Raw genomic sequence first — 21,104 nt, forward strand, 5'->3', positions numbered from 1 at the left:
GTCGCCACGTCCGCCGGCGCTGCCGCTGTCGCCGTTCACGACCCGTCGTCCTGCAGCCGCCAGCCGCGCGGGCCGGCCAGGTCCTGCGCCGCGTCCGGCCCCCAGGAGCCGCGCGGGTAGGGGAGCGCCTCCGGTGGATCGTCGAGGACGGGCTGGCAGATCTCCCAGAGCCGCTCGATCTGCTCGGCGCGGGTGAACAGCAGGCGCTCGCCGAGCATCACGTCGTGCAGCAGCCGCGCGTACGCCTCGAGCGCCGCGGCGCCGCCGAGCTCCTCCTCGACGTCGAGCCGCATCGTGGCCCGCGCGAGCTCGAGCGTCGGTCCCGGGACCTTGGTCAGCAGGTCGATGCCGATGGTCGGGTCCTCGGACAGGTCGAAGACGACCTCGGTGGGGGGTGTCCCGGCCGCGTCGTCGCCCGTCTCGTGGAGCGGGAACATCTGCAGCGGGGCATCCCGGAACCCGACGGTGATGGTGCGGCTGCTCGTGGCCATCGCCTTGCCGGTCCGCAGCAGGAACGGGACGCCGTGCCAGCGCCAGCTGTCGATGCGGACCTCGAGCGCGGCGAACGTCTCCCGCGTCGAGTCGTCCGCCACGTCGTCCTCGTCGCGGTAGCCCTCGTACTGCCCGAAGACGACCTGCGCCGGGTCGAGCGGCCTGATCGCGTCGAACAGCTTCGTGCGCTCCGCGTGCAGGGCCGCGGACTCCAGGCGCGTGGGCGGCTCGAGCGCGACGAGCGCCATCAGCTGCATGAGGTGGGTGACGATCATGTCGCGGAAGGCGCCTGTCTCCTCGTAGAAGGCGGCACGACCAGCGATGTCGAGGTCCTCCGGGACGTCGATCTGCACGTAGGCGATGTGGTCGCGGTTCCAGACCGGCTCGAACAGGCCGTTCGCAAAACGGAAGGCGAGGATGTTCTGCGCCGCCTCCTTCCCGAGGAAGTGATCGATGCGGTAGATCTGCTCCTCCTCGAGCACGTCGTGCAGCGCAGCGTTCAGGTCCTGCGCCGACGGGACGTCCATCCCGAACGGCTTCTCGACGACCAGCGCCGCACCGTCCGCGAGCCCGGTCTCGCCGAGCATTCCGACCATCGCCTTCATGGCCCCCGGCGGCACCGACAGGTACAGCAGCCGGTCGCCGTCCGCGCCGACCTCCTCCTCGGCGGCCGTCACGGCGTCCCGCAGGTCGGCGCCGTCGTCCGCGGACGAGACCACGAAGCTGATGCGCTGCAGGAAGGCATCGACCGCGTCCTGGTCCTCGACGTCCTCCGCGGCGTGCTCCTGCAGCGCGTCTGCGACGGTCTCGCGGAACTCGTCGTCCGAGCCGGGGGAATGGCGACCTGACCCGATGATGCGGTAGTCCTCCGGCATCAGGCCCTGGCGGTCGAGGTGCAGAAGCCCGGGGAAGAGCTTGCGGGCGGCGAGGTCGCCGCTGGCGCCGAACAGGACGAGGATGCGGTTGGCGGGCCGGGACGAGGCGGTCATGTGGCTGCGCTGACGGGGGACATGGCACCGGACGTACCCGCGGGACAGCGGATGATGCCTGCCGGCGCCTGACGCGGCGCGCGGCCGCGCCGGGGCTGTGTCATGGTCGCGGTCATGGACGTCGTCCTTGGAGCCGACATCGGGACGACCGCCACCAAGGTCCTTGCCTGCCGCGCGGACGGGACCGTCGTGGCGCGCACCGCGGCGCACGGCTACCCGCTGCTCGAGCCGGACGAGGGGCACGCGGTCCAGTCCCCGGACGTGGTCCTTGCGGCGGCCGCGGACGCGCTGCGCGAGGCGACCGCCGCCGCCGGGGCCGCCGGTGGACGGATCGTCGGCGTCTGCCTCTCGTCCGCGATGCACTCGCTGATCGGGGTCGACGACGGCGGGGCGCCCGTCACGCCCCTCATCACCTGGGCCGACACTCGCGCCGCGGCCACCGCGACCCGGATCGCCGTCGACCACCCGTCCCTGCACCGCCGCACCGGCACCCCGGTGCACCCGATGTCGCCGCTCGTGAAGCTCGCGCACCTGCACGAGCACGATGCCGCGACGGTGGCACGCGTGCACCGGTGGGTGGGGATCAAGGAGCTGGTCGTCGAGCGGCTGACCGGGACCTGGCTCGTCGACGCGTCGGTGGCATCGGCGACCGGGCTCGTCGCCCTCGGCCGGCAGGAGTACGACGCCGAGGCGCTGTCCGTCGCCGGGGTGGACGCGTCGGCGCTGTCGCCTGTCGCGGCGGTGACCGCCCAGGCCGGGCCCGTGACGGCGGCGGGCTGCAGCTGGTCCGGGGTGCCCGCCGGGGCGGTCGTGGTCCTGGGCGCGGGGGACGGCCCGCTCGCGAACCTCGGCGCCGGCGCGACCCGCCCTGGGGTCGCCGCCGTCTCCATCGGCACGAGCGGCGCGCTGCGCGTGACGGTGGACACGCCGCGCATCGACGACGCCGGCCGGCTGTTCTGCTTCGCCTCGACGCCCGGGCGCTGGGTGGTCGGCGGCGCGATCAACAACGGCGGGCACGTGCTCGCCTGGGCGGGGGACGCGCTGACCCCGGACCTCGACAGCCCCGAGGCCCTGCTTGCGCTGGCCGCGACCGCGCCGGTCGGCAGCGACGGGCTGCTGATGCTGCCCTACCTGCTCGGCGAACGCGCACCGCGGTGGGACACGCTCCCGAGCGCGGCCTACGTCGGCCTGCGCCGGACGCACGGGCGCCGGCACCTGCTGCGCGCGGCCCTCGAGGGGGTCTGCCAGCAGCTTGCGCTCATCCTGGACGCCGTGCGGGCTGCCGGGCATCCGGTGGACGAGGTCCGTGCCGGCGGCGGGTTCGCGACCGGCGAGCTGTGGCCGCAGATCCTCGCCGACTGCCTCGGCATGGACGTTGGCCTGCCCGCGGGACATGAGGGGTCGGCCCACGGAGCGGCGCTGCTCGGCCTCTGGGCACTCGGCCTGGGTGCCGATCCCGACATCGCTGCCGGCCGGGTCACCGTCGACCGCGTCGTACGGGCCGAGGCACGCGCGGTCGCCACCTACGCGGCGCAGCGGCCGATCTTCGCCGGCCTGTCCGACGCGCTCGCGCCGGCCTGGCAGGCGCTGGACGCGCTGCGCTGAGCGTCGAGGACGGTCTATCGCGACTGCGCGGCGTCGGGCGACGACTCCCAGAAGTCGTCGAGCTTGTGCGCGTCCCCGTGGTCGTTCGCCACCGAGAGCGCCCACAGGTCCACCGGCTCGTCGCCCTCATTGCGGTGCGAGCGCCGCGTCGCCGGCGCCACCCGGACCGCGGTCCCCGGCCCGACGCGGTGCACGTCGTCGCCCAGGCGCATCGTCAGCGTCCCGCGCGTCACGAGGTAGACCTCCTCGAGCTCGTCGTGAAAATGGCCGGTCCCCTGCTCGAAGTCCGAGTGCGGTGGCACGTGGATCATCGTCAGCGCCAGCTGCTCGGCGCCGAGCGCCCGGGTCAGCGGCCGGAACTCCCCAGGCACGTCGCTGTCGGCGTATACGTCCTCGGCATCGACGGCTCGGACGATCTCGTAGTCGCTCATTCTCCGCGGATACCCACGACCCGGTGGCCGGTGCAGGCGGCCCGGTGCGCACGATGACCGGCGGTCCCGTGGTTGATGGACGAATGACGGGCGACGCACCGTTCGTCCCTCATGGCGGCGCGCGGGATGCCGACCAGCGGGGGGATGACGCGTCTCCTCGCCGTCCTGCTCGCCCTGCTCGCGCTCGTGGTGGCCGCCGCCCCGGTCGCGAACGCCCAGCACCGTCCGTCGCAGTGGCCGGACGACCCGCAGGCCGGTCAGACGATCACCGACCCGGACGACGACGAGACCGGCGACGTCCCCGACGACGCGGGGGACCCGCAGGACGAGGACGAGGGAGCCGGCGAGGAGGACCCGGACTGGCCATGGCCGCCCGAGGTGCCGGACGTGGTGACCACGACGCTCAAGAGCATCAAGGGCAAGGTCGCCAGGATGCGCGTCGACGGCAAGGCCGCCATCCCGCAGGGCGCTCCCGTGGCCGTGCGCGCGATCCTCCGCGCCGCGAACGACATCGTCGGCAAGCCGTACAAGTGGGGCGGCGGCCATCAGCAGCTGCGCGACTCGGGGTACGACTGCTCGGGGTCGGTGAGCTACGCGCTGATCAAGGCGGGCAAGCTGCGCTCACCGCTGGTAAGCGGCGACCTCGCCAAGACGTTCGCCGCCGGCGCCGGGCGGCACGTCACCGTCTACGCCAACAAGGGCCACGTGTACATGGAGGTCGCGGGTCTGCGGCTCGACACGAGCAGCGTCGGCGACCCAGGTGGCAGGAAGGGCGTCCGCTGGCGGCCGCTGATCGGCAAGCGGGACGGCTTCAAGCGGCGCCACCCGGTCGGCCTCTGACGGTCCCGCCCGAGTGGGGAGGCCGCGCTACGGAGCGGCGGCGGTCGCGGCCACCGCATCGCCGAGGGTCGCGCGGACCGCGAGGACGTCGTCCAGGCTCGTCACCTCGAGGATCCGCCGGACCGGGCCGCCGGCGACGACGACGGACAGGCGGTCGGGCCGCTGCCGCTTGGCCGACAGGATCGCGCCGATCCCGGTCGAGTCCAGGAACTGCAGCCCGGTCAGGTCCACGACCAGCGCCGGGGCGGTCACCTCCTCGAGCGCAGCCTGGAAGCCGGGCGCCGTCGCCATGTCGAGCTCACCGAAGCAGGCGAGGACCTGGGTGGACGGATCGACGGCGTCGAGGGTCGTGCGGAACGGCGCGGGCTGGGGTACGGACATGCGAAGGAGGTCCTCGGTCGTTGCGGAGAAGTAGCCGTCCCGCGCGGCGCCCACTGAGAGCCCGCCGGTCCGAGGTGCGTTGCGGTCCGGTCGCGCGGTGGGCCCACGCGTCCGACCCGGGCAACCAGTGGTACGCACGGCTCTGCCGTCCCGATCAGTGTCGGTCCGCGACGCCTCTTGGGTGAACGGCGCGTCAACGGGTACGCACCTCTCATGGGTCAGGACTTCCGCCGCGGATTCGACGTCGGCCTGGCGGCCGCGTCGGAGGCGCGGCGCTGGCTGGTGGATGCGCTTGCGCTGCGCGGCCGCGACGCCGAGGACGTGGCGCTGCTGGTCTCAGAGCTGGTCAGCAACAGCGTGCAGCACGCCGGTCTGCAGGCCGGCCAGCAGGTCTCGGTCCGCGCGTCCCGCACGGATGCGGTGCTCCGGGTCGAGGTCAGCGACGAGGGCGGCCGGTTCGGCAAGGCCTCCGCGAGCCCGGACCGCCGTGACGGCGGCCGCGGCCTCGTCCTGGTGAGCGCGCTGAGCGACGACTGGGGCGTGCACCCCGACGACACCACGCGCCTGTGGTTCACGTACACGACGAGGGACGCGGCGGCCTGACGAACGGCGGGAGGGCCGGCGCGGTGTGTAGCGCTGCGGGGGCGGGGTAGCCGGTCGCCATGGCCGAACGATCGATGACCGGGGCAGCACGTGCCGCCGACCGCAGGACCGACGCGAGGACCGTGGTGCGCCGCTTCGGCGTTGCCGCCGTCGCGGCTCTGCTGCTCGGCGGCGGGGTCGCCGGCTGCGGCGACGAGAGCACCAGCGGCTCGGTGACCGGCGGCGGCATCGTCCCGTCGACGGGCACGGCCGGGGAGAGCACGCCGACGACCGTCCCGACCGGTACCGCCACGCCGACGACCACGTCGACGGCGCCGGAGGACCAGCCGGACGGCACCGCGACAATCCCGAACGACGCGGCCAAGGGCGGCGAGAGCGACTCGGGGAACGCGGCTCCGACGCCCTGAACCGGACGCCAGGAACGTGGCAGCGAACGCCACCGCAGCGGTGGCGTTCGCGGCCGGTCTGCCCGGCGGGGGTCAGCCCGCGGCGCGCAGCGCGGCGATGATGCGGCGGTGCCCGTCGATCTCGACTTCGTCGATGACCTCGATGGCGTCCAGGCCGACCATCGCGCCGAGCCGGCGCAGGCCCTCGGCGGGAAAGCCCCAGTGGACGAAGTCGTCGCCTGCGTAGACGTCGCCGGGGCCGTGCACGTCGAGCACCGGCTCGCTGCCGTCGCGGCGTGAGCCGTAGGTCTCGACGATGATCTCGCCGCCCGGGTCCAGGACGTCGGCGAGCGCCCGGAGCATGCCGACCGGGTCGGGGACGCGATGCAGCATCCCGAAGCAGAGGACCAGGTCGAACTTCTCACCCAGCGTCCCGACCTCGAGCGCGTCCATCTTCTCGTAGGCCACCTGCGACTTCAAGAGCGCGTGGATCGTGTCGAAGCCGGCGGCCGGCGCGAGGTCGATCCCGAAGCGGCCCTGGATCCAGTCGACGTACTGCTCGTTGTCGACGCCGACCACGCGCGACGCGCCACGCGACTCCGCGAGGAACGCGTAGAACCCGTCGAACGTGCCGACGTCGAGGACCCGGCGGCCAGCAATCCGCTCCGGACCGAGGGCGGGGATCCGGTAGCGATGGTCGCGCGCGAAGCCCGGGGTGTACACGCCCGGGGCGAGGGCGAAGGTGTGGAACCAGATCGGCACCGCATCGAGCGCGGCCTGGGCGTCGGGCCCGGAGATGTCGAAGGACAGGAGGTCGGCCACCGCCTGCTCCGCGGCCGACGTCTGCGGCACGAGCTCGAGCGGGTCGCCGACGGGCGACTGTACTTCGGTCATTTGCTGGCCTCCAAGGGCCTGGGGGCAGGTCGCCGTCCGGTCAGAGCGGAAACCCAGAACTACTGGTCTTAGCAGCAGGCAGCACAAACGAGCTCGTCCCGGGTGACTTTTCGGGGACGCAACGCCGTGGCGCCGACAAGACGCGGTTCGCCTGAGAACCTCGTGGCGCATTCGCGTTATGCCTGCGGTCTGTGAGGGAAGAATCGAGAAGGAGGCGGAGCAGACCGGAAGGCAGGCCGGTCCGTCTCACACTCAGGCAACCGAGCGTCCGGGCTCCGCGCTCGGCGAGAAGGAGTTGATCGCCATGGTCGACGTCCGACACGATGCCGCGCCCCCGCGTGCGCGCGCCCACGACGACCCGCGCGCGAGCGCGTGGCGGGAACGTGAGGAGGCCGTCGACGACCTCCTGATCGCGGCCGCGAGGCTGGCGCTCGTCGACCCGCCGGACTCGACCGGCGAGTCGCCGGCGACCGACCGGGTCGACCCTTTCGCGGGTTCGCGGCGGCGGCGATCGGCGGCCGCGGACTACGCCCGCCGGACGCTGGGCGGGGAGCCGGCGGTCGCGTCGCCGGCACCGAAAGCCCCGGGGCCTCGGCCGTCAGCGGCCGCGCGATCCGCGCCCGCGGAACCGGTGTCGTTCCGGCCGCGCCCGGCCCCCGCGTTCGCGCCCCGCCCCGCGTTCGCGCCCCGCCCCGCGTTCGCGCCCCGCCCCACGGTCACCCCGCGACCGGTCCCGCGCTCGGTGCCCGTGACCCCGCCGTCGCGCGCCGCCGTCTCCGCTACCGGGCCCGCTCACCAGCCCGCGACGAGCCCCGTCAGCACCGGGCGCGAGACCACCGTCGTCGGGATCGCGGCGCTCGTCGCCGTCCTGGTCGTCGTCGTGCTCGCGGTCGCGCTGAACCCGGGGGGCAGCAGTCCGCCCGCGCCGTCCGGGACGCCGGCCGCTGAGCAGGGGCCGGTCGAGTTCACGATCCCGTCCGACCCGAACCGCAACCTCCCGAGCGTGCCTCCGGTGAGTGAGTAGGACGCGTGGCGCAGACCGCGGTCAGCCCGCGACGAGCTGGCGTGCGGCGGCGTTCGCGCCGCGCGCCGCCGGGGCACGTCGGACCCATGTCACCACCCGGCGCCGACGACGACCGCACCCTCGACGCCCGCCATGCGCGTCCGGAAGGCACGGGTGACAAAGCCGTCGAGGCGGCCGGGAAGCTGACCGAGGCGCTGGAGACCCTCGGCCGCGCGCGCGGTCATCTGCTCTCGTTCCATCAGCTGGTGGGCGCGACCGACCTCGCCCTCGACGACGCCGTGGACCTTCTCCGCGAGGCCGGTCGCGACGACCTGGCGGACGCCGTCGCCACGGACCTCGTCGGCCGCAACGTGATCGCGGGGCGGTGGACGTTCCAGCTCGTGGAGGAGTTCGACGACGGCTACCACGCACGCTTCGCCGAGCACGAGCGGGCGGTGCGAGACGCGCTCACCGGGGGGCGGCGCCACGTCTTCGAAGCAGAGATGAAAGAGCGCAGGCGCACGCACGGTCGTCGCGGACACGAGGCGACGCCCGGGGACGTCTGACCGTTTGACCCGGGGGGGACGGGGTACGCGGCGGCACGATGACCGACCCTCGCTCGACCTGCCGCAACGACGTCCCCGTCCCGCTCGTCCCGCCTCACGACGGGCGGTCCGTCTCGGTCTGCCTCCCGGCCCGTGACGAGGCCGGGACCATCGCGGCGATCGTCCGCAGCTGCGTGGAGCTGCGGGACGCCGGCATCGTCGACGAGGTCGTCGTCGTCGACGACTCGACCGACGACACCGCCGCCGTCGCGGTGGCCGCCGGCGCCACGGTCTACGCGCAGCAGTCGCTGATGTCCGAGTTCGGCCCGGTGCAGGGCAAGGGCGACGCGATGTGGCGCGCGCTGTCCGTCCTGCGCGGGGATCTGGTCGTCTTCCTCGACGCCGACACGGCCGATCCCGGGCCGCGGTTCGTCACGGGGCTCCTGGCTCCGCTGCGTACCGATCCGCGGGTCCGCTTCGTCAAGGGGCACTACCGCCGCCCGCTGCGCGTCGGCGACATCGAGCTGCCGACCGGCGGCGGCCGCGTGACGGAGCTGACCGCCCGCCCGCTGCTGCGCCGCTGCTTCCCCGAGCTCGGCGGCATCCGCCAGCCGCTCGCCGGCGAGGTCGCCGCCGACCGCGCGCTGCTCGCCGCGCTCCCGTTCCACCTCGGGTACGGCGTCGACGTCGGCCTGCTCATCGACGCGTGGCAGGCGTGCGGGCGTGCCGCCATCGCCGAGGCGGACCTCGACGTCCGCCGCAACCGCCACCAGCCCCTGCACGACCTGCACGAGATGGCCTGCACGGTCGCCGGGGTCATCCTGGACAAGGCGAGCGGCATCGCCGCCCGTGACGAGGACCTCCGGCCGCCTATGCAGACCCTGGTCGACCCGACGCGCACGGCGGTCGCCGCATGACCGCCGGCGCCTCTTCCGCGGCCGGGGTCGCGCTGACCTTCGACGACGGCCCCGACCCGCGCTGGACGCCGGCGGTCCTGGACGCCCTCGCGGACGCCGGAGCCCACGCGACCTTCTTCCTCATGGCGCCGCGCGCCGCGCGGCACCCCGAGCTGGTCCGGCGGATCCGCGACGGCGGGCACGCGATCGGCCTGCACTGCGAGCGCCATGTGCGCCACAGCGAGCTGACCGCCGCCGCCCTGGAGGAGGACACGCGGGTCGCGCTCGGGCGTTTTGCCGACGTCGGTGAGCATCCCGTCCTGTGGCGGACGCCCTGGGGCATCGTCGCCGAACACACCCCAGCCGTCGCGCGGCGGCACGACCTCTGCCTGGTGCACTGGACCGCCGACACCGAGGACTGGGCCGGTCACGATCCCGACGCGATGCTCGGCCGGGTCGCGCCCGACATCCAGCCCGGCGCGGTGGTCCTCGCGCACGACGGGCTCGGCCCCGGATCCACGCGCGACGGCTGCGCGAACACCGTCGCGCTGATCGCCCCGCTGGTCGCGCTGGCCGCCGATCGCGGCCTCGCGTGTCGTGCCCTGACCGAGCCGGCCGTGGCGGTCCGCGCGTGAAGCCTACGACGACACCGCAACCACGGTCGGCGACCGCCGCTGCTGCGCTCGACGCCCTCGACGCGTCCGCCGTCGGCGCGGCGATGGACGACCACGACCGCCTGGCCGCGGGCGACTTTCCGGAGCACGGGTGGGCGCTGCTCGAGCAGGCCGGGCTGGTCGGCGCCACCGCGTCGCACGACGCCACCATCAGCGAGCAGCTCGCGCTCGTGCGTGCGGTGGGACGGATCGACGTGAGCCTCGGCCGCGTCTACGACGGCCACCTGAACGGGGTCGAGCGGCTGCGCGTGCAGGTCGATTCGGGGACCGCGGCCGCAGACCTCGACGCCGTCGCCCGCGGGGCGCTGAGCATCGGCGTCTGGGGCGCCGACCCCGCGCCCGGCGAGGGCGCACCGGCCGAGCTCCGGCGGACGGCGTCCGGCGACACCGTCCTGGACGGCGTCAAGGTCTTCTGCTCGGGGGCGGGCGGCGTGGACCGCGCGTTCGTCCTCGCGCGCGCCGCCGGTGATCCCGGGCCGGTCCGGCTCGCGTACGTCGACGTGTCCCGGCGCGCGACCGTCGACGCCGCGTGGTTCGGCGGCGCCGGCATGCGGGGGAGCGCGTCGCATCGCGTCGTCTTCCACGACGCCCGCGTCCTGTGGACGGCGCCCGAGCCACGCGCGCTCCTGGTGCAGCCGTGGTTCGCCGGGGACGGACTGCGGACTGCCGCCGGCTGGGCCGGCGGGGCGGACGCCGTCGTCGACGGCGTGCTCGCCGCGCTCCGCTCGAAGCCGGCCGCCAGTGAGCTCGAGCAGCTCGCGGTCGCCACCCTCGTGCAGGCACAGCGTTCGATGGACCTCTGGCTGCGCGCCGGAGCCGACGCCGTCGCCGCAGCCGCCGCGGACGTGGCCGACACGACATTGCTCGCCCGGGTGTCGATCGCCGCGGACGTGCGGACGATCCTCGCCGAGGCCGACCGCGTCCTGGGGTCGCGGCCGTTCGCGGCCGGCGGCCGCATCGAGCGGGCACGGCGGGACCTGCTCACCTACCTGCTGCAGCACCGGCTCGAGGCGCCGCAGGTGGCGCTGGGTGCACGCCGGCTCGCCGCGCCCGGCGCCTGATGTCGCTGCCGCCCGAGCACTTCGAGGCGCTCTACCGCGCGGACCCCGATCCGTGGGCCTTCGCGACGAGCGACTACGAGTCCGCGAAGTACCGGCGGACCGTGGAGGCGCTCGAGGACCGGCGTTACCCGCGCGCGCTGGAGCTGGGCTGCTCGATCGGCGTGCTCACCCGGCAGCTGGCCGGACTCTGCGACGTCCTCGTCGCCTGCGACGCCGCACCCACGGCTGTCGCCGCCGCGTTCAGCCGCGTCGAGGACCTCGACCACGTGGACGTGACGACTGCCGTCCTGCCGGAGCTCCCGGCCGGGCGCTGGGATCTCGTCGTCGCCTCCGAGGTCCTCTACTACCTCGACGACGAGGCGCTGGACCGCACGCTCGACGCGATCGAGAGCGTGCTCGTCCCCGGCGGCCGGCTGCTCGCCGTCCACTGGACGCAGCCGACGCGGACGTATCCGCAGCAGGGCGACGACGTCCATGCGGCGATCGAGCGGCGCCCGGCCTTGACCCTCGAGCACGGCGAGCGGCACGAGTCCTATCGGCTCGACCGCTTCACGCGGAGGTAGCCGGGTGGACTGGGTGGTTGTCCCCGCGCGTGACGAGGAGGCGCGGATCGCCGCCTGCCTCGGTGCGCTGTCGGCTCAGCCCGAAGCGCGGGCCGGCCGCCTCGGAGTGGTCGTCGTCCTCGACGGGTGCCGCGACCGCACCGCCGCCGAGGTCACCGCTGCCGCCCGCCGCAGCGCTCTGCGCGTCGTGACGACCGAAGGGCCTGGCGCCGGGCCCGGGCCCGCGCGCCGGCACGGCATGTCCGTCGCCCGCGAGCTCGCGGATCCCCGGACGCGCCTGCTGCTGTCGACCGATGCCGACACCCGCGTCGCCCCGGACTGGGTCGGCGTCCAGCGTCGGGCGGTCCGCGAGCGGGGGGCGCAGGCCATCGGCGGGCGCATCCTGCTGGACCCGGTCGAGGCGGCGCTGCTGGCTGATGGTGTCGTGGCCGCCCGCACAGCGGCGGCGGTCGGGCGCCTGGCGGCGGTCCGCAGGCATGCGCCCGAGGCCGAGCACCACCACTTCAGCGGTGGGTCGCTCAGCATCACCCCCGTCGCCTACGACCTGGTCGGCGGGATCCCGGCGGTCACGACCCTCGAGGACGAGGCGCTGGAGCGCGAGCTGCGGCGGGCCGGGATCGCCATCCACTACCTCGAGGCCGTCCGCGTCGTGACGTCCGCCCGCACCGACGGGCGGGCCCGCCTCGGGCTGTCGGACGCGCTGGCCGCCTGGGAGCGCGAGCGTGCGGTAGCCCTGCCGTAAGCCGTGGTTTCCGGGTCGGCTTCCGGGTACGCGCATCGGATGACCGAACTCGGCATCTTCTTCTCGTGCGAGGAGCGCTCCGCTCCTGACATCCTCGATGCGGCCGTGAAGGCCGAGCAGGCGGGCTTCCGGACAGCGTGGATCTCCGACCACTTCCATCCGTGGAACGACGAGCAGGGCAACAGCCCGTTCGTGTGGTCGGTGCTCGGAGCGGTCGCCCATGCGACGCAGGAGATGCGCTGGATGACGGCCGTCACGTGCCCGACCATCCGCACGCACCCGGGGATCGTCGCCCAGGCGGCGGCCACGACCGAGACCCTGATGCCCGGCCGGTTCCGGCTCGGGGTGGGGACGGGCGAGGCGCTCAACGAGCATATGTTCGGTGCCCGCTGGCCGGAGGCCGCCGTGCGGCGCGAGATGCTCGAGGAGGCCGTCGCGGTGATCCGCCAGCTCTGGGAGGGCGGCGAGCAGCATCACCACGGCACCCATTACACGCTCGAGGGCGCGCGGATCTACTCGCTGCCCGAGACCGCCCCGGAGATCCTCGTGTCCGGCTTCGGGGACAAGGCGATCGACCTGGCCGCCCGGATCGGCGACGGCTTCGTGAACGTCGGTCCGGACGCGGAGGCGGTCGAGCGGTACCGCGGCCAAGGCGGCAAGGGCGTCACGCAGACGGGGATCAAGGTGTGCTGGGGCGAGGACCGGGACGCCTGCCGGACGCTGGTGCACCGCCTGTGGCCGAACGACGCGCTCGAGGGCGAGCTCGCGCAGATCCTGCCGTCCCCCCATCACTTCGAGCAGGCCACGGCGCTGGTGACCGAGGAGCACATCGAGGGCTCGCTCCCGCTCGGTCCCGATCCCGAGGAGCACATCGCGGCGATCAAGGAGCACTTCGACGCGGGCTACGACGAGGTCTTCGTCAGCCAGATCGGCCCGGACCACGACGGTTTCCTCGCGTTCTACGAGCGTGAGATCCTGCCGCACTTCGCCTGAACGCCGCCGGCCGCGCCCAGCCGGGTCGAAATTCCGGCAACCTGCATAAGATGCGCGCCGGCCGCGCGCTCCATCGACGGGTGCGCGGCTGCAGATGGGCCACCTGTGCGTCGACCGTGTCCCAAGCACGATCGATGCAGTTGCATCCTGGACAGCTCGTACCGACCTGGAGTGGACCCGATGGGTGATGCATCCGCGCGCGATAGTGCGAACCCCGAAGTGGAGCTGCCGCGCGGCGAGGCGATCAGGTGCACCGCCGCAGGCGCCGAGATCTCGACGTTCGTCGTCCAGACGACACGCGGCTTCACCGGCCGCGGGCCGACGCGCACGCGGACGTTCGTCTCGGACGCGCTGGTCACGGTCGTCATGGAGGACGTCCTGAGCAAGGGGGAGCGCAGCCTCGTCCGGGAGGGCCGGGAGGACGACGTCCAGCGCATCCGGCACGCGGTGCACGACGTGCTGAAGCCGGTCTGGTCAGCCGCCGTGGAGCAGATCGTCGGGCGTCCCGTCGTCGCGTTCCTGAGCGCGCAGCACGCCGAGCCGGACATCACGATCGTGAACTTCGTGCTGGGCCGTCCGGCCCGGTGAACGAGCGCTACGCGGCGCCGGCCGCGATCTCGTCGCGACCGGCAGCGTAGTCCTCGTCGTGTCCGTGGGTGAGGACGCCGACGAGCCGTCCCCCCGCGCGGTACCGGACCGTGAACGCGCCGTCTGCCCCGTAGGTCTGCGCGACGTCGTCGTGGCCGTCGCCCCACGCGGCGTACTTGAGCGTCCGCTCGCCGATCGTCGACCAGAAGCCCGGCACGACGTCCCATTCGGCCTCGGCCCCGGCCGCGGTGCGGCCGGCGACATCGCCCTGCGCGATGGCCGAGCCCCAGTGCTCGACGTGGAGCGACCGGCCGGCGATGGCGTGCTGCGCCCGGCAGACGTCGCCCGCGGCCAGGACTCCTGGGGCTGCTGTCCGCATCCCGGCGTCCGCGGGTACGGCGCCGCCGTGCAGCGGGAGGCCGGCGCTGCGCGCAAGCTCGGTGCGCGGAGCAGCGCCGGCGGCCATCACGATCAGGTCCGCGCGCGCCGACCCGGCCGCAGTGTGGACCGCGAGCTCACCGGCCGCGCGTGTGACGCGCTCGACAGCGGCGCCGAGGGCGAGCGTGACGTCGTCCGCCTCGAGCCAGTCGCGCAGCCGCCGGCCCACGTCGTCCCCGAGGCGGCGTGCCTGCGGCAGCGGCTCGTCGGAGATCAGGTGCACCGGGTGCCCGCGGCGGCTGAGCGACGCAGCGACCTCACAGCCGACGAAACCCGACCCCATGACGATCACCCGGTGGCCTGGCTGCAGGCGGTCCACGAGGTCTCGCGCGTGCTCGAGCGTGCGGATCACCAGCACACCGGGGTCGTCCGCGCCGTCGATCGGGAGGCGGACCGGCCGGGCCCCCGGCGCGAGCAGGCAGTTTGCGTAGCTGAGCTCCCGTCCGTTCGCGAGGCCGATCCGCCGCGCCGACGGGTCCAGCGCCGTCGCGCGGCCGGCGACGAAGCCGACGCCGTTGGCCGCCGGCCAGCCGGACTCCTCGAGCGGCAGCGCGTCGGCGGTGACGGCGCCGCGCAGGTACTCCTTCGTGAGCGGCGGGCGCCGGTACGGCATGCGCCCTTCGTCCGCGACCATCACGACGGATCCGGCCGCGCCGACGTCCCGGTAGGCCCGCGCGCACGCCATGGCGGCCGGTCCGCCGCCGACGATGACGAGCTCGGCGTGATCCGGGGTCAACTGCTGCGCACCCGTCTCAGGGCCGCGTCTCGTCGTGCGGACGCTGGCTGCGCGTGACCCCGGTGGCCTCGGCGCGGAGCTCGTCGTCATGGGACGCGCCCATCGCGCTCAGCCCCACCGTTCCGCCGATCCCGATCACCAGCAGCGGGACCCACAGCACCGGACTTGCCTGGAGCACCAGCAGCACGGCGCCGAGGATGGCGACGGGCAGGAACAGCATCGACTTGGACACGACGGACCTCCGCTTTCGAATCGTCTTGTGCCCTCCGCGTGCCCCATACGGTGATCGGTCACTCGACGATCCGGCTCGCGGCCGCCCACCCCGCTACGATGAGCCCACGCGCGGGTGTAGCTCAGTTGGTAGAGCGTCAGCCTTCCAAGCTGAATGTCGCCGGTTCGAACCCGGTCGCCCGCTCCTCAGAAGACCTGCTCGTGGCAGGGTTTCTCGTTCCATGAAGCGGTGGCCCCGGACCCGTGGACGATTCCGCGGAATCGGAGAACTGCGGATCGGCCCGGGGCGGCCTGGTCCATCGCCTCCCGTGCAGCGGGCTGTGCCGGCGGTGCGTGGGGCAGGCCTTGGTCAGTCCCACGCGCCGACGTAACCCATGCGGGCTATTGCCCGCGCACCCGGCCGATGGCGCCGAAGCAGAGCGGCGACGCTGGCGGCGTGAGCTACAGCATCGGAACGGACATCGGCGGGACCTTCACCGATTGCGTCGTCGTCGACGCGCAGGGGCGGATCACCACCGGGAAGGCGCCGACCACTCCGTCCGACCGCTCGGCGGGCTTCTTCGACGCGGTCACCGACGCCGCCGGGAAGCTCGGCCTCGGGATCGAGGATCTGCTGGCGCAGACCGAGACGCTCGTGCACGCGACGACGACGGCGACCAACGCGGTCGTCGAGCACAAGGGCGCGACCGTCGGCCTGATCACGACCAAGGGGCACGGCGAGTGCCTGAGCATCATGCGCGGCGCGGGACGCTCGAAGGGTTTGGACGTCGACGATCTGCTGTACCTGCCGGGGACGAGCAAACCGCCGCCGCTCGTCGCCCCGCACCTGATCAGCGAGATCACCGAGCGCGTCGACTTCCGCGGCGAGGTCGTCGTCGCGCTCGACGAGGCGCAACTGCGCGGCGAGATCGCCCGCCTCCTGGACGCCGGCGCCGAGACCCTCGCGATCGCGTTCCTGTGGAGCCTGACGAACCCCGCGCACGAGCAGCGTGCCCGGGCGATCGCCCACGAGCTCGCGCCCGACGTGTTCGTGTCGTGCTCGCACGAGATCGCCCCGCGGGTCGGTGAGTACTACCGCTTCGTCGCGACGGTGATGAACAGCTACGTCGGCCCGCTGATGACCCGCTACACCGACCGCATCGACGAGGGCGCGCGTGCCCGCGGCTACCGGCGGCCGGTGCTGTTCGCCCAGTGCATCGGCGGGACGGCCCCCGCCGCCGAAGCGCGCCGCCGTCCGCTGCTGACGCTCGACAGCGGCCCCGTCAGCGGGATCGTCGCGTCCAACTTCCTCGGCGAAGCGGTCGGCTATCGGAACATCATCACCGCGGACATGGGCGGCACGACGTTCGACGTGAGCGTCATCGCCGCGAACCAGCCGCAGCGCCGCGAGTCGACGAACATCGACAAGTTCGAGATGTACCTGCCGATGCTCGACGTCGAGTCCATCGGCGCGGGCGGCGGCTCCATCGCCTGGATCGACCCGGCCTCGGGCACGATGAAGGTCGGGCCGCGCTCGGCCGGCGCCGAGCCGGGACCCATCTGCTACTCCCGCGGCGGCACTGAGCCGACCGTCACCGACGCCGACGTCGTCCTCGGGTTCGTCAACCCGTCGGCGTTCCTCGGTGGCCGCCAGCAGCTCGACGCCGAGGCCGCACGCGCGGGCATCGCGCGGCTCGGCGAGCAGATCGGCAAGACCGTGGAGGAGACCGCTGCCGGGATCAGCGAGATCGCCGACAACCTCATGGCCGAGAAGATCCGGCGGATGACGGTCTACCGCGGCTTCGACCCGCGGGACTTCGTCGTCTTCGCCTTCGGCGGTGCCGGCCCGGTCCACGCCGGTGCGTTCGCCCGTGACCTCGGTGTCCAGGCGGTCGTCGTGCCCATCGGCAACATCGCGTCGGTCCTGTCGGCGATGGGGACCGTCAGCTCCGACGTCGTCCACGTCCACGACAAGACGACCAAGCTGCTCGCGCCGTTCGACATGGACGCCCTGGACGTCGAGTTCGCGGCGCTGGAGGACGCGGCGAACGCCCAGCTCGTCGAGGAGGGCTTCAACCCGAGCGACATCGTCACCGTCCGCTACGTCTCGATGAAGTACGGCGCGCAGACGTTCGACCTGGAGATCCCGCTCGAGGCGGGCTCCGACAGCGCGGCGACGGCGGCGAGCTTCGAGGCCGCCTACGAGCAGCGGTACGGCAAGGGCTCGGGCTTCGCGCCCGCCGGCATCGAGATCATGCGTATCCGCGTCCATGCCAGCGGGCGTCTGCCGCGCCCACACCTGCTGACCGACCGCGCACGGCCCACGAGCAACGGCACGGCACCTGCGACGCGCCCGGTGTGGTGGCGCGAGCGTGGCGGCTGGATCGACACCCCGGTCTACACGGAGGTCGCCGGCCGCATCGACGGACCGGCGATCGTCGAGCTGCCCGACACCACCGTCCCCGTCCGCCCGGACGCGCACATCGATTGTGATGACCACGGCAACCTGATCCTGAGGTTCGACTGACATGACCGCCCTGACGAGCTCCGACGAAACCCACGCGATCGCGCGGGTGGCTGGGCCTCCGGTCCCGCAGATGCCGTGGGACGGAAAGCTCGGCCCCTACCGGCCCGCCGACCCGCTTCCGATCTCCGACAAGATCGCGCTGCACCGGGCGTCCGACACCGACCTGGACCCGATCACGTTCGAGATCCTCTCGACGAAGCTGTGGAACATCAACGAGGAGCACGCGGACACGATCCAGCGCGTCTCCGGCAGCCTGATCGTCGTCGAGTGCTACGACTTCAACACCTCGATCACGACCGAGCTCGGCGAGTCGGTGCTCTTCGCCCCGTACATCCAGTACTTCGGCGGGGCAGCCGAGTACATCGTCAAGTACACGCTCGAAAACCGCGGTGACTCGCCCGGCATCGAGCCGGGCGACGTGTTCATCTGCAACGACGCGCTGATCGCCGGCTCGCACGCGATGGACGTCGGCATCTACGCCCCGGTGTTCGTCGACGGCGAGATCTTCTGCTGGGTCTTCAACGCCGCTCACGTCCGCGACACCGGCGGCACCGCGCCCGGCGGGTTCGTCCTCGACGGGACCGACGTGTACTCCGACGCGCCGATGCTCCGCGCGGTGAAGGTCGCCGACAGGAACGGCATCCGCGCGGACATCGAGGACACCTTCATGCGGTTCTCGCGGGTCCCGCACCTGCTCGCGCTGGAGCTGCGCTCGCAGATCGTCGGCGTCAACCGGGCGCGGCTGCGGATCGAGGAGACCGTCGCCCAGTACACCGCCGCGACCGTCAAGGCGACCATGAACAAGCTGATCGACGACGCCGAGCAGTCGATCGCCGCGCGGCTGCGGCAGGTCCCTGATGGCCGCTGGACCGACGTGATTCACGCCGGCGGTGCTGTCCCCGGCGACCGCACGGTCCACAAGATCGTCCTCACCGTCGAGAAGCGCGGCGACGAGCTGTTCTTCGACAACCACGGCACCGACCCGGAGATCGGGACCATCAACTGCGGCTTCGGGCAGTGGCGTTCGGCGATCGGCTGCGCGCTGGTCCAGCTCCTCGCGTACGACCATCGCTTCTGCGTCGCCGGCGCCCTGCGGCGCGCGCACTTCGACTCCTACCAGGGGACCATCACGACGATCAGCCGTGACGCCTCGTTCTCCTCACTGCATGGCGCCATCGTCACGATCAGCCAGGCCGAGCGGATCCTCGCGAAGATGCTGTTCCCCGACCCTGAGTTGCGGCGCAGCGTCGGCGCGAGCTCCGCGCTGTCCAGCGCCGGCTACATCATCCACTTCGGTCTGGACCAGTACGGCCAGCAGTTCGCGACCGGCGTCCTCGACGCGAGCGCCGGCGGCGTCGGGGCCTTCAGCTTCCGCGACGGCATCGATCAGGGCGGGACGACGTTCTGGCCCAAGAGCGAGATCTCCGACGTGGAGACCGCCGAGCAGGCCTTCCCGTACCTGTACCTCTACCGCAAGGCCGCCCGCAACGCCGGGCACGGGAAGTACCGCGGCGGCAACGGCATCGCGTTCGCGCTCGCCGGCCACCAGACGCCGCTGCAGCTCTACACGATCATCAACGCCGCGCCAGGCCTGCCGACCCAGGGCGGCTTGTTCGGCGGCCACTGGAGCTCGACCACGCAGTTCCACGGCGTGGCCGCCTCGGACGTCGAGGCCCGGTTCGCGGCAGGCGAGCTGCCCGCAACCTCGGGCGAGATCCGCAGCCTCGCGGGGGACCACGCGGACCTGCGCGCCAAGGAGATCAACCGCAGCTTCTCCGGGTCCGATGTCGTCGAGGCGACGCTCTTCGGTGGCGGCGGGTACGGCGACCCGCTGGAGCGCGAGCCTGCGGCGGTGGCCGGCGACGTCCGCGACGGCCTCGTCCGCGCGGACCTCGCCGAGTCGGTGTACGGCGTCGTCCTGACCGATGCCGGCGAGGCGGACAGCCACGCGACCAGCGCCTTGCGCGACGCCCGCCGCGCCGCGCGCCTGGCCGACGGCGTGAAGCCGGACGCGAACCGCGACGACCGCTCGGCCGCGACCAGCGTCCGGCTCGGCGAGCAGCTCGGAGCGGCGTTCGCCGACGACGAGGTCGTCTACTGCTGCAGCGCCTGCGACAGCGTCCTGGCGCCGATCGACCAGAACTACAAGACGTTCGCGGTGCGCATCGACAGCCAGCTGACCGACATCGACGACCAGGTGTTCAGCGACCCGGCGCTCGACACCGACGCCCACGTGGTCTACTCGATGTACGCGTGCCCCTCGTGCGGGGTCGCGCTCGACAACGAGATCCGCATCGAGGGCGACGCTCCGGTCTGGGACATGCGCCCGGACCTGGCCTCGCTGACCGCAGCGATCCACGCCGCGCAGGCGGGCTGAGCCATCGCCGCCCCCGAACCTCCGGCGCTCCCGCTCGCGGGGGTCCAGGTCCTCAGCCTCGCGCAGCAGTACCCAGGGCCCTACGCGACGCTGCTGCTCAGCGACCTCGGTGCTGATGTCGTCCTCGTCGAGCGGCCCGACGGCGGTGATCCGTCGCGGCGCTACCCGGAGTTCTTCGCCGCGCTCAACCGCGGCAAGCGCTCGGTCGCGCTCGACCTCAAGGATCCAGACGGCCGCGCGGCGTGCCGGGCGCTCGCGCTGCGCAGCGACGTCCTGCTCGAGGGCTTCCGGCCCGGGGTCGCGGCACGGCTCGGCCTCGACCACGAGGAGCTCCGCAGCGAGCATCCGGGTCTGGTGTCCGTCTCGATCTCCGGCTTCGGACAGGACGGCCCGTACCGCGACCGGCCCGCGCACGACCTCTCCTTCATGGCGCTCGCCGGGCTCCTCGAGACCCCGGCGGATGGCCGCGCCCCGGCTGTCCCGGCGCTGTCGCTGGCCGATCTCGCCGCGGGGCTGTTCGGCGCGATCGCTGCACTCACGGGACTGGCCGCACGCGGCAGCAGCGGCCGCGGAGGCCACTACGACGTGGCGATGTTCGACGCCCTGATCTCGCTGCTCACGACCCTCGTCGTTCCGCCGCTCAACGGTGGGCCGGCCGAGGGGCTCGGCGACGATCCGGGCTACGGCGTCTACGCCACCGCCGACAGAGAGTGGCTGACGCTCAGCATCGCCTTCGAGGACCACTTCTGGCGCGCCCTCTGCGGGACGACGCCCGCCCTCGAGCCGTACGCCGGCGTCGATGCGAGCGAACGAGCCGCCCGCTCGGCCGAGCTGCGCGCAGTCCTCGCGCAGGCCATCGGCAGGCGGCCTATCGCCGAATGGGAGGCGCTGCTCGGTGCGGCGGACGTCCCGCACGCTGCGGTCCGCACGCCGTCTGCGGTCGCCGACGACCCGCAGGTGATCGCCCGCCAGCTGCTCACCAGCCTCCCCGGCGGGCGGCAGTTCGTTCGCCAGCCGCTCGTGGTCGACGGCGTGACGGCGGGCCCGCGCAGCGACGCGCCCGCCCTCGGCGAGCACACGCAGGCCGTGCTCGCCGAGCTCGGCGCCGCCACGACGCGATAGGACACCGA

22 protein-coding genes and 1 tRNA gene are annotated in these 21,104 nt (G+C 73.3%); 17 read left to right on the forward strand and 6 right to left on the reverse strand.

Features of this window, described 5'->3' with window-relative positions; all coding sequences use genetic code 11:
• Window positions 1–35 precede the first annotated feature (35 nt).
• Window positions 36–1,481: a glucose-6-phosphate dehydrogenase gene (zwf, locus tag DSM112329_RS09410; protein WP_354701560.1), complete on the reverse strand. Its 1,446-nt coding sequence runs from the start codon at window positions 1,479–1,481 to the stop codon at window positions 36–38.
• 114 nt (window positions 1,482–1,595) lie between these two features.
• On the opposite strand from zwf, the gene DSM112329_RS09415 reads away from it, so the two are divergent.
• Complete coding sequence (locus DSM112329_RS09415; protein ID WP_354701561.1) at window positions 1,596–3,086, forward strand: gluconokinase; 1,491 nt, start codon at window positions 1,596–1,598, stop codon at window positions 3,084–3,086.
• Between the two features lie 14 nt (window positions 3,087–3,100).
• On the opposite strand, the gene DSM112329_RS09420 is transcribed toward DSM112329_RS09415, so the two are convergent.
• Window positions 3,101–3,517, reverse strand: a complete 417-nt coding sequence (locus DSM112329_RS09420; RefSeq protein ID WP_354701562.1) for a cupin domain-containing protein — start codon at window positions 3,515–3,517, stop codon at window positions 3,101–3,103.
• Between the two features lie 144 nt (window positions 3,518–3,661).
• Between DSM112329_RS09420 and DSM112329_RS09425 the strand changes: the two genes are divergently transcribed.
• A complete protein-coding gene (locus DSM112329_RS09425; RefSeq protein WP_354701563.1) occupies window positions 3,662–4,357 on the forward strand; it encodes a hypothetical protein in 696 nt (231 codons plus the stop codon).
• A 27-nt stretch (window positions 4,358–4,384) separates the two neighbouring features.
• Here the strand turns inward: DSM112329_RS09425 and DSM112329_RS09430 are convergent, their stop codons facing one another.
• On the reverse strand, window positions 4,385–4,738 hold the full coding sequence (locus tag DSM112329_RS09430; protein WP_354701564.1) for an STAS domain-containing protein: 354 nt from the start codon (window positions 4,736–4,738) through the stop codon (window positions 4,385–4,387).
• Window positions 4,739–4,951: 213 nt separating this feature from the next.
• Here DSM112329_RS09430 and DSM112329_RS09435 point away from each other — a divergent pair, with 213 nt between their 5' ends.
• The gene (locus tag DSM112329_RS09435; protein ID WP_354701565.1) at window positions 4,952–5,341 is read left to right on the forward strand and encodes an ATP-binding protein; all 390 of its coding nucleotides are present in this window, start codon (window positions 4,952–4,954) and stop codon (window positions 5,339–5,341) included.
• A 59-nt stretch (window positions 5,342–5,400) separates the two neighbouring features.
• Entirely contained in the window at window positions 5,401–5,748 is a 348-nt protein-coding gene (locus DSM112329_RS09440; protein ID WP_354701566.1) for a hypothetical protein, read from the forward strand.
• Window positions 5,749–5,820: 72 nt separating this feature from the next.
• Here the strand turns inward: DSM112329_RS09440 and DSM112329_RS09445 are convergent, their stop codons facing one another.
• A complete protein-coding gene (locus DSM112329_RS09445) occupies window positions 5,821–6,621 on the reverse strand; it encodes a methyltransferase domain-containing protein (RefSeq protein WP_354701567.1) in 801 nt (266 codons plus the stop codon).
• A 304-nt stretch (window positions 6,622–6,925) separates the two neighbouring features.
• Between DSM112329_RS09445 and DSM112329_RS09450 the strand changes: the two genes are divergently transcribed.
• The 9 genes from DSM112329_RS09450 (at window position 6,926) to DSM112329_RS09490 (ending at window position 13,686) form a co-directional block, all read left to right on the forward strand.
• Entirely contained in the window at window positions 6,926–7,645 is a 720-nt protein-coding gene (locus DSM112329_RS09450; RefSeq protein ID WP_354701568.1) for a hypothetical protein, read from the forward strand.
• An 86-nt stretch (window positions 7,646–7,731) separates the two neighbouring features.
• Window positions 7,732–8,190: a hypothetical protein gene (locus DSM112329_RS09455; RefSeq protein ID WP_354701569.1), complete on the forward strand. Its 459-nt coding sequence runs from the start codon at window positions 7,732–7,734 to the stop codon at window positions 8,188–8,190.
• A gap of 38 nt (window positions 8,191–8,228) precedes the next feature.
• Window positions 8,229–9,086, forward strand: a complete 858-nt coding sequence (locus tag DSM112329_RS09460; RefSeq protein ID WP_354701570.1) for a glucosyl-3-phosphoglycerate synthase — start codon at window positions 8,229–8,231, stop codon at window positions 9,084–9,086.
• Window positions 9,083–9,700, forward strand: a complete 618-nt coding sequence (locus DSM112329_RS09465) for a polysaccharide deacetylase family protein (protein WP_354701571.1) — start codon at window positions 9,083–9,085, stop codon at window positions 9,698–9,700. Before DSM112329_RS09460 ends, DSM112329_RS09465 begins: the two co-directional genes overlap by 4 nt.
• A complete protein-coding gene (locus DSM112329_RS09470) occupies window positions 9,697–10,800 on the forward strand; it encodes an acyl-CoA dehydrogenase family protein (protein ID WP_354701572.1) in 1,104 nt (367 codons plus the stop codon). Before DSM112329_RS09465 ends, DSM112329_RS09470 begins: the two co-directional genes overlap by 4 nt.
• On the forward strand, window positions 10,800–11,363 hold the full coding sequence (locus DSM112329_RS09475; protein ID WP_354701573.1) for an SAM-dependent methyltransferase: 564 nt from the start codon (window positions 10,800–10,802) through the stop codon (window positions 11,361–11,363). Before DSM112329_RS09470 ends, DSM112329_RS09475 begins: the two co-directional genes overlap by 1 nt.
• 4 nt (window positions 11,364–11,367) lie before the next feature.
• A complete protein-coding gene (locus DSM112329_RS09480) occupies window positions 11,368–12,105 on the forward strand; it encodes a glycosyltransferase family A protein (protein ID WP_354701574.1) in 738 nt (245 codons plus the stop codon).
• A gap of 39 nt (window positions 12,106–12,144) precedes the next feature.
• Complete coding sequence (locus DSM112329_RS09485; protein ID WP_354701575.1) at window positions 12,145–13,098, forward strand: TIGR03557 family F420-dependent LLM class oxidoreductase; 954 nt, start codon at window positions 12,145–12,147, stop codon at window positions 13,096–13,098.
• A gap of 180 nt (window positions 13,099–13,278) precedes the next feature.
• Complete coding sequence (locus DSM112329_RS09490; RefSeq protein WP_354701576.1) at window positions 13,279–13,686, forward strand: Na-translocating system protein MpsC family protein; 408 nt, start codon at window positions 13,279–13,281, stop codon at window positions 13,684–13,686.
• Window positions 13,687–13,693: 7 nt separating this feature from the next.
• On the opposite strand, the gene DSM112329_RS09495 is transcribed toward DSM112329_RS09490, so the two are convergent.
• The gene (locus tag DSM112329_RS09495; RefSeq protein WP_354701577.1) at window positions 13,694–14,860 is read right to left on the reverse strand and encodes an FAD-dependent oxidoreductase; all 1,167 of its coding nucleotides are present in this window, start codon (window positions 14,858–14,860) and stop codon (window positions 13,694–13,696) included.
• A gap of 16 nt (window positions 14,861–14,876) precedes the next feature.
• A complete protein-coding gene (locus DSM112329_RS09500) occupies window positions 14,877–15,092 on the reverse strand; it encodes a hypothetical protein (protein WP_354701578.1) in 216 nt (71 codons plus the stop codon).
• Between the two features lie 110 nt (window positions 15,093–15,202).
• On the opposite strand from DSM112329_RS09500, the gene DSM112329_RS09505 reads away from it, so the two are divergent.
• From DSM112329_RS09505 to DSM112329_RS09520, 4 genes are all read left to right on the forward strand, one after another.
• Window positions 15,203–15,275: transfer RNA gene (locus DSM112329_RS09505), tRNA-Gly, on the forward strand.
• Between the two features lie 252 nt (window positions 15,276–15,527).
• A complete protein-coding gene (locus DSM112329_RS09510) occupies window positions 15,528–17,597 on the forward strand; it encodes a hydantoinase/oxoprolinase family protein (RefSeq protein WP_354701579.1) in 2,070 nt (689 codons plus the stop codon).
• Between the two features lies 1 nt (window position 17,598).
• Window positions 17,599–19,974 carry a hydantoinase B/oxoprolinase family protein gene (locus DSM112329_RS09515; protein WP_354701580.1) on the forward strand — a complete coding sequence of 792 codons (2,376 nt, stop codon included), beginning with the start codon at window positions 17,599–17,601 and terminating at the stop codon, window positions 19,972–19,974.
• 3 nt (window positions 19,975–19,977) lie between these two features.
• On the forward strand, window positions 19,978–21,096 hold the full coding sequence (locus tag DSM112329_RS09520) for a CaiB/BaiF CoA-transferase family protein (RefSeq protein WP_354702461.1): 1,119 nt from the start codon (window positions 19,978–19,980) through the stop codon (window positions 21,094–21,096).
• Window positions 21,097–21,104 lie beyond the last annotated feature (8 nt).

Origin of the sequence: Paraconexibacter sp. AEG42_29, assembly GCF_040581415.1 — a bacterium.
In the GTDB taxonomy this organism is placed as follows: Bacteria; Actinomycetota; Thermoleophilia; order Solirubrobacterales; family Solirubrobacteraceae; genus Paraconexibacter.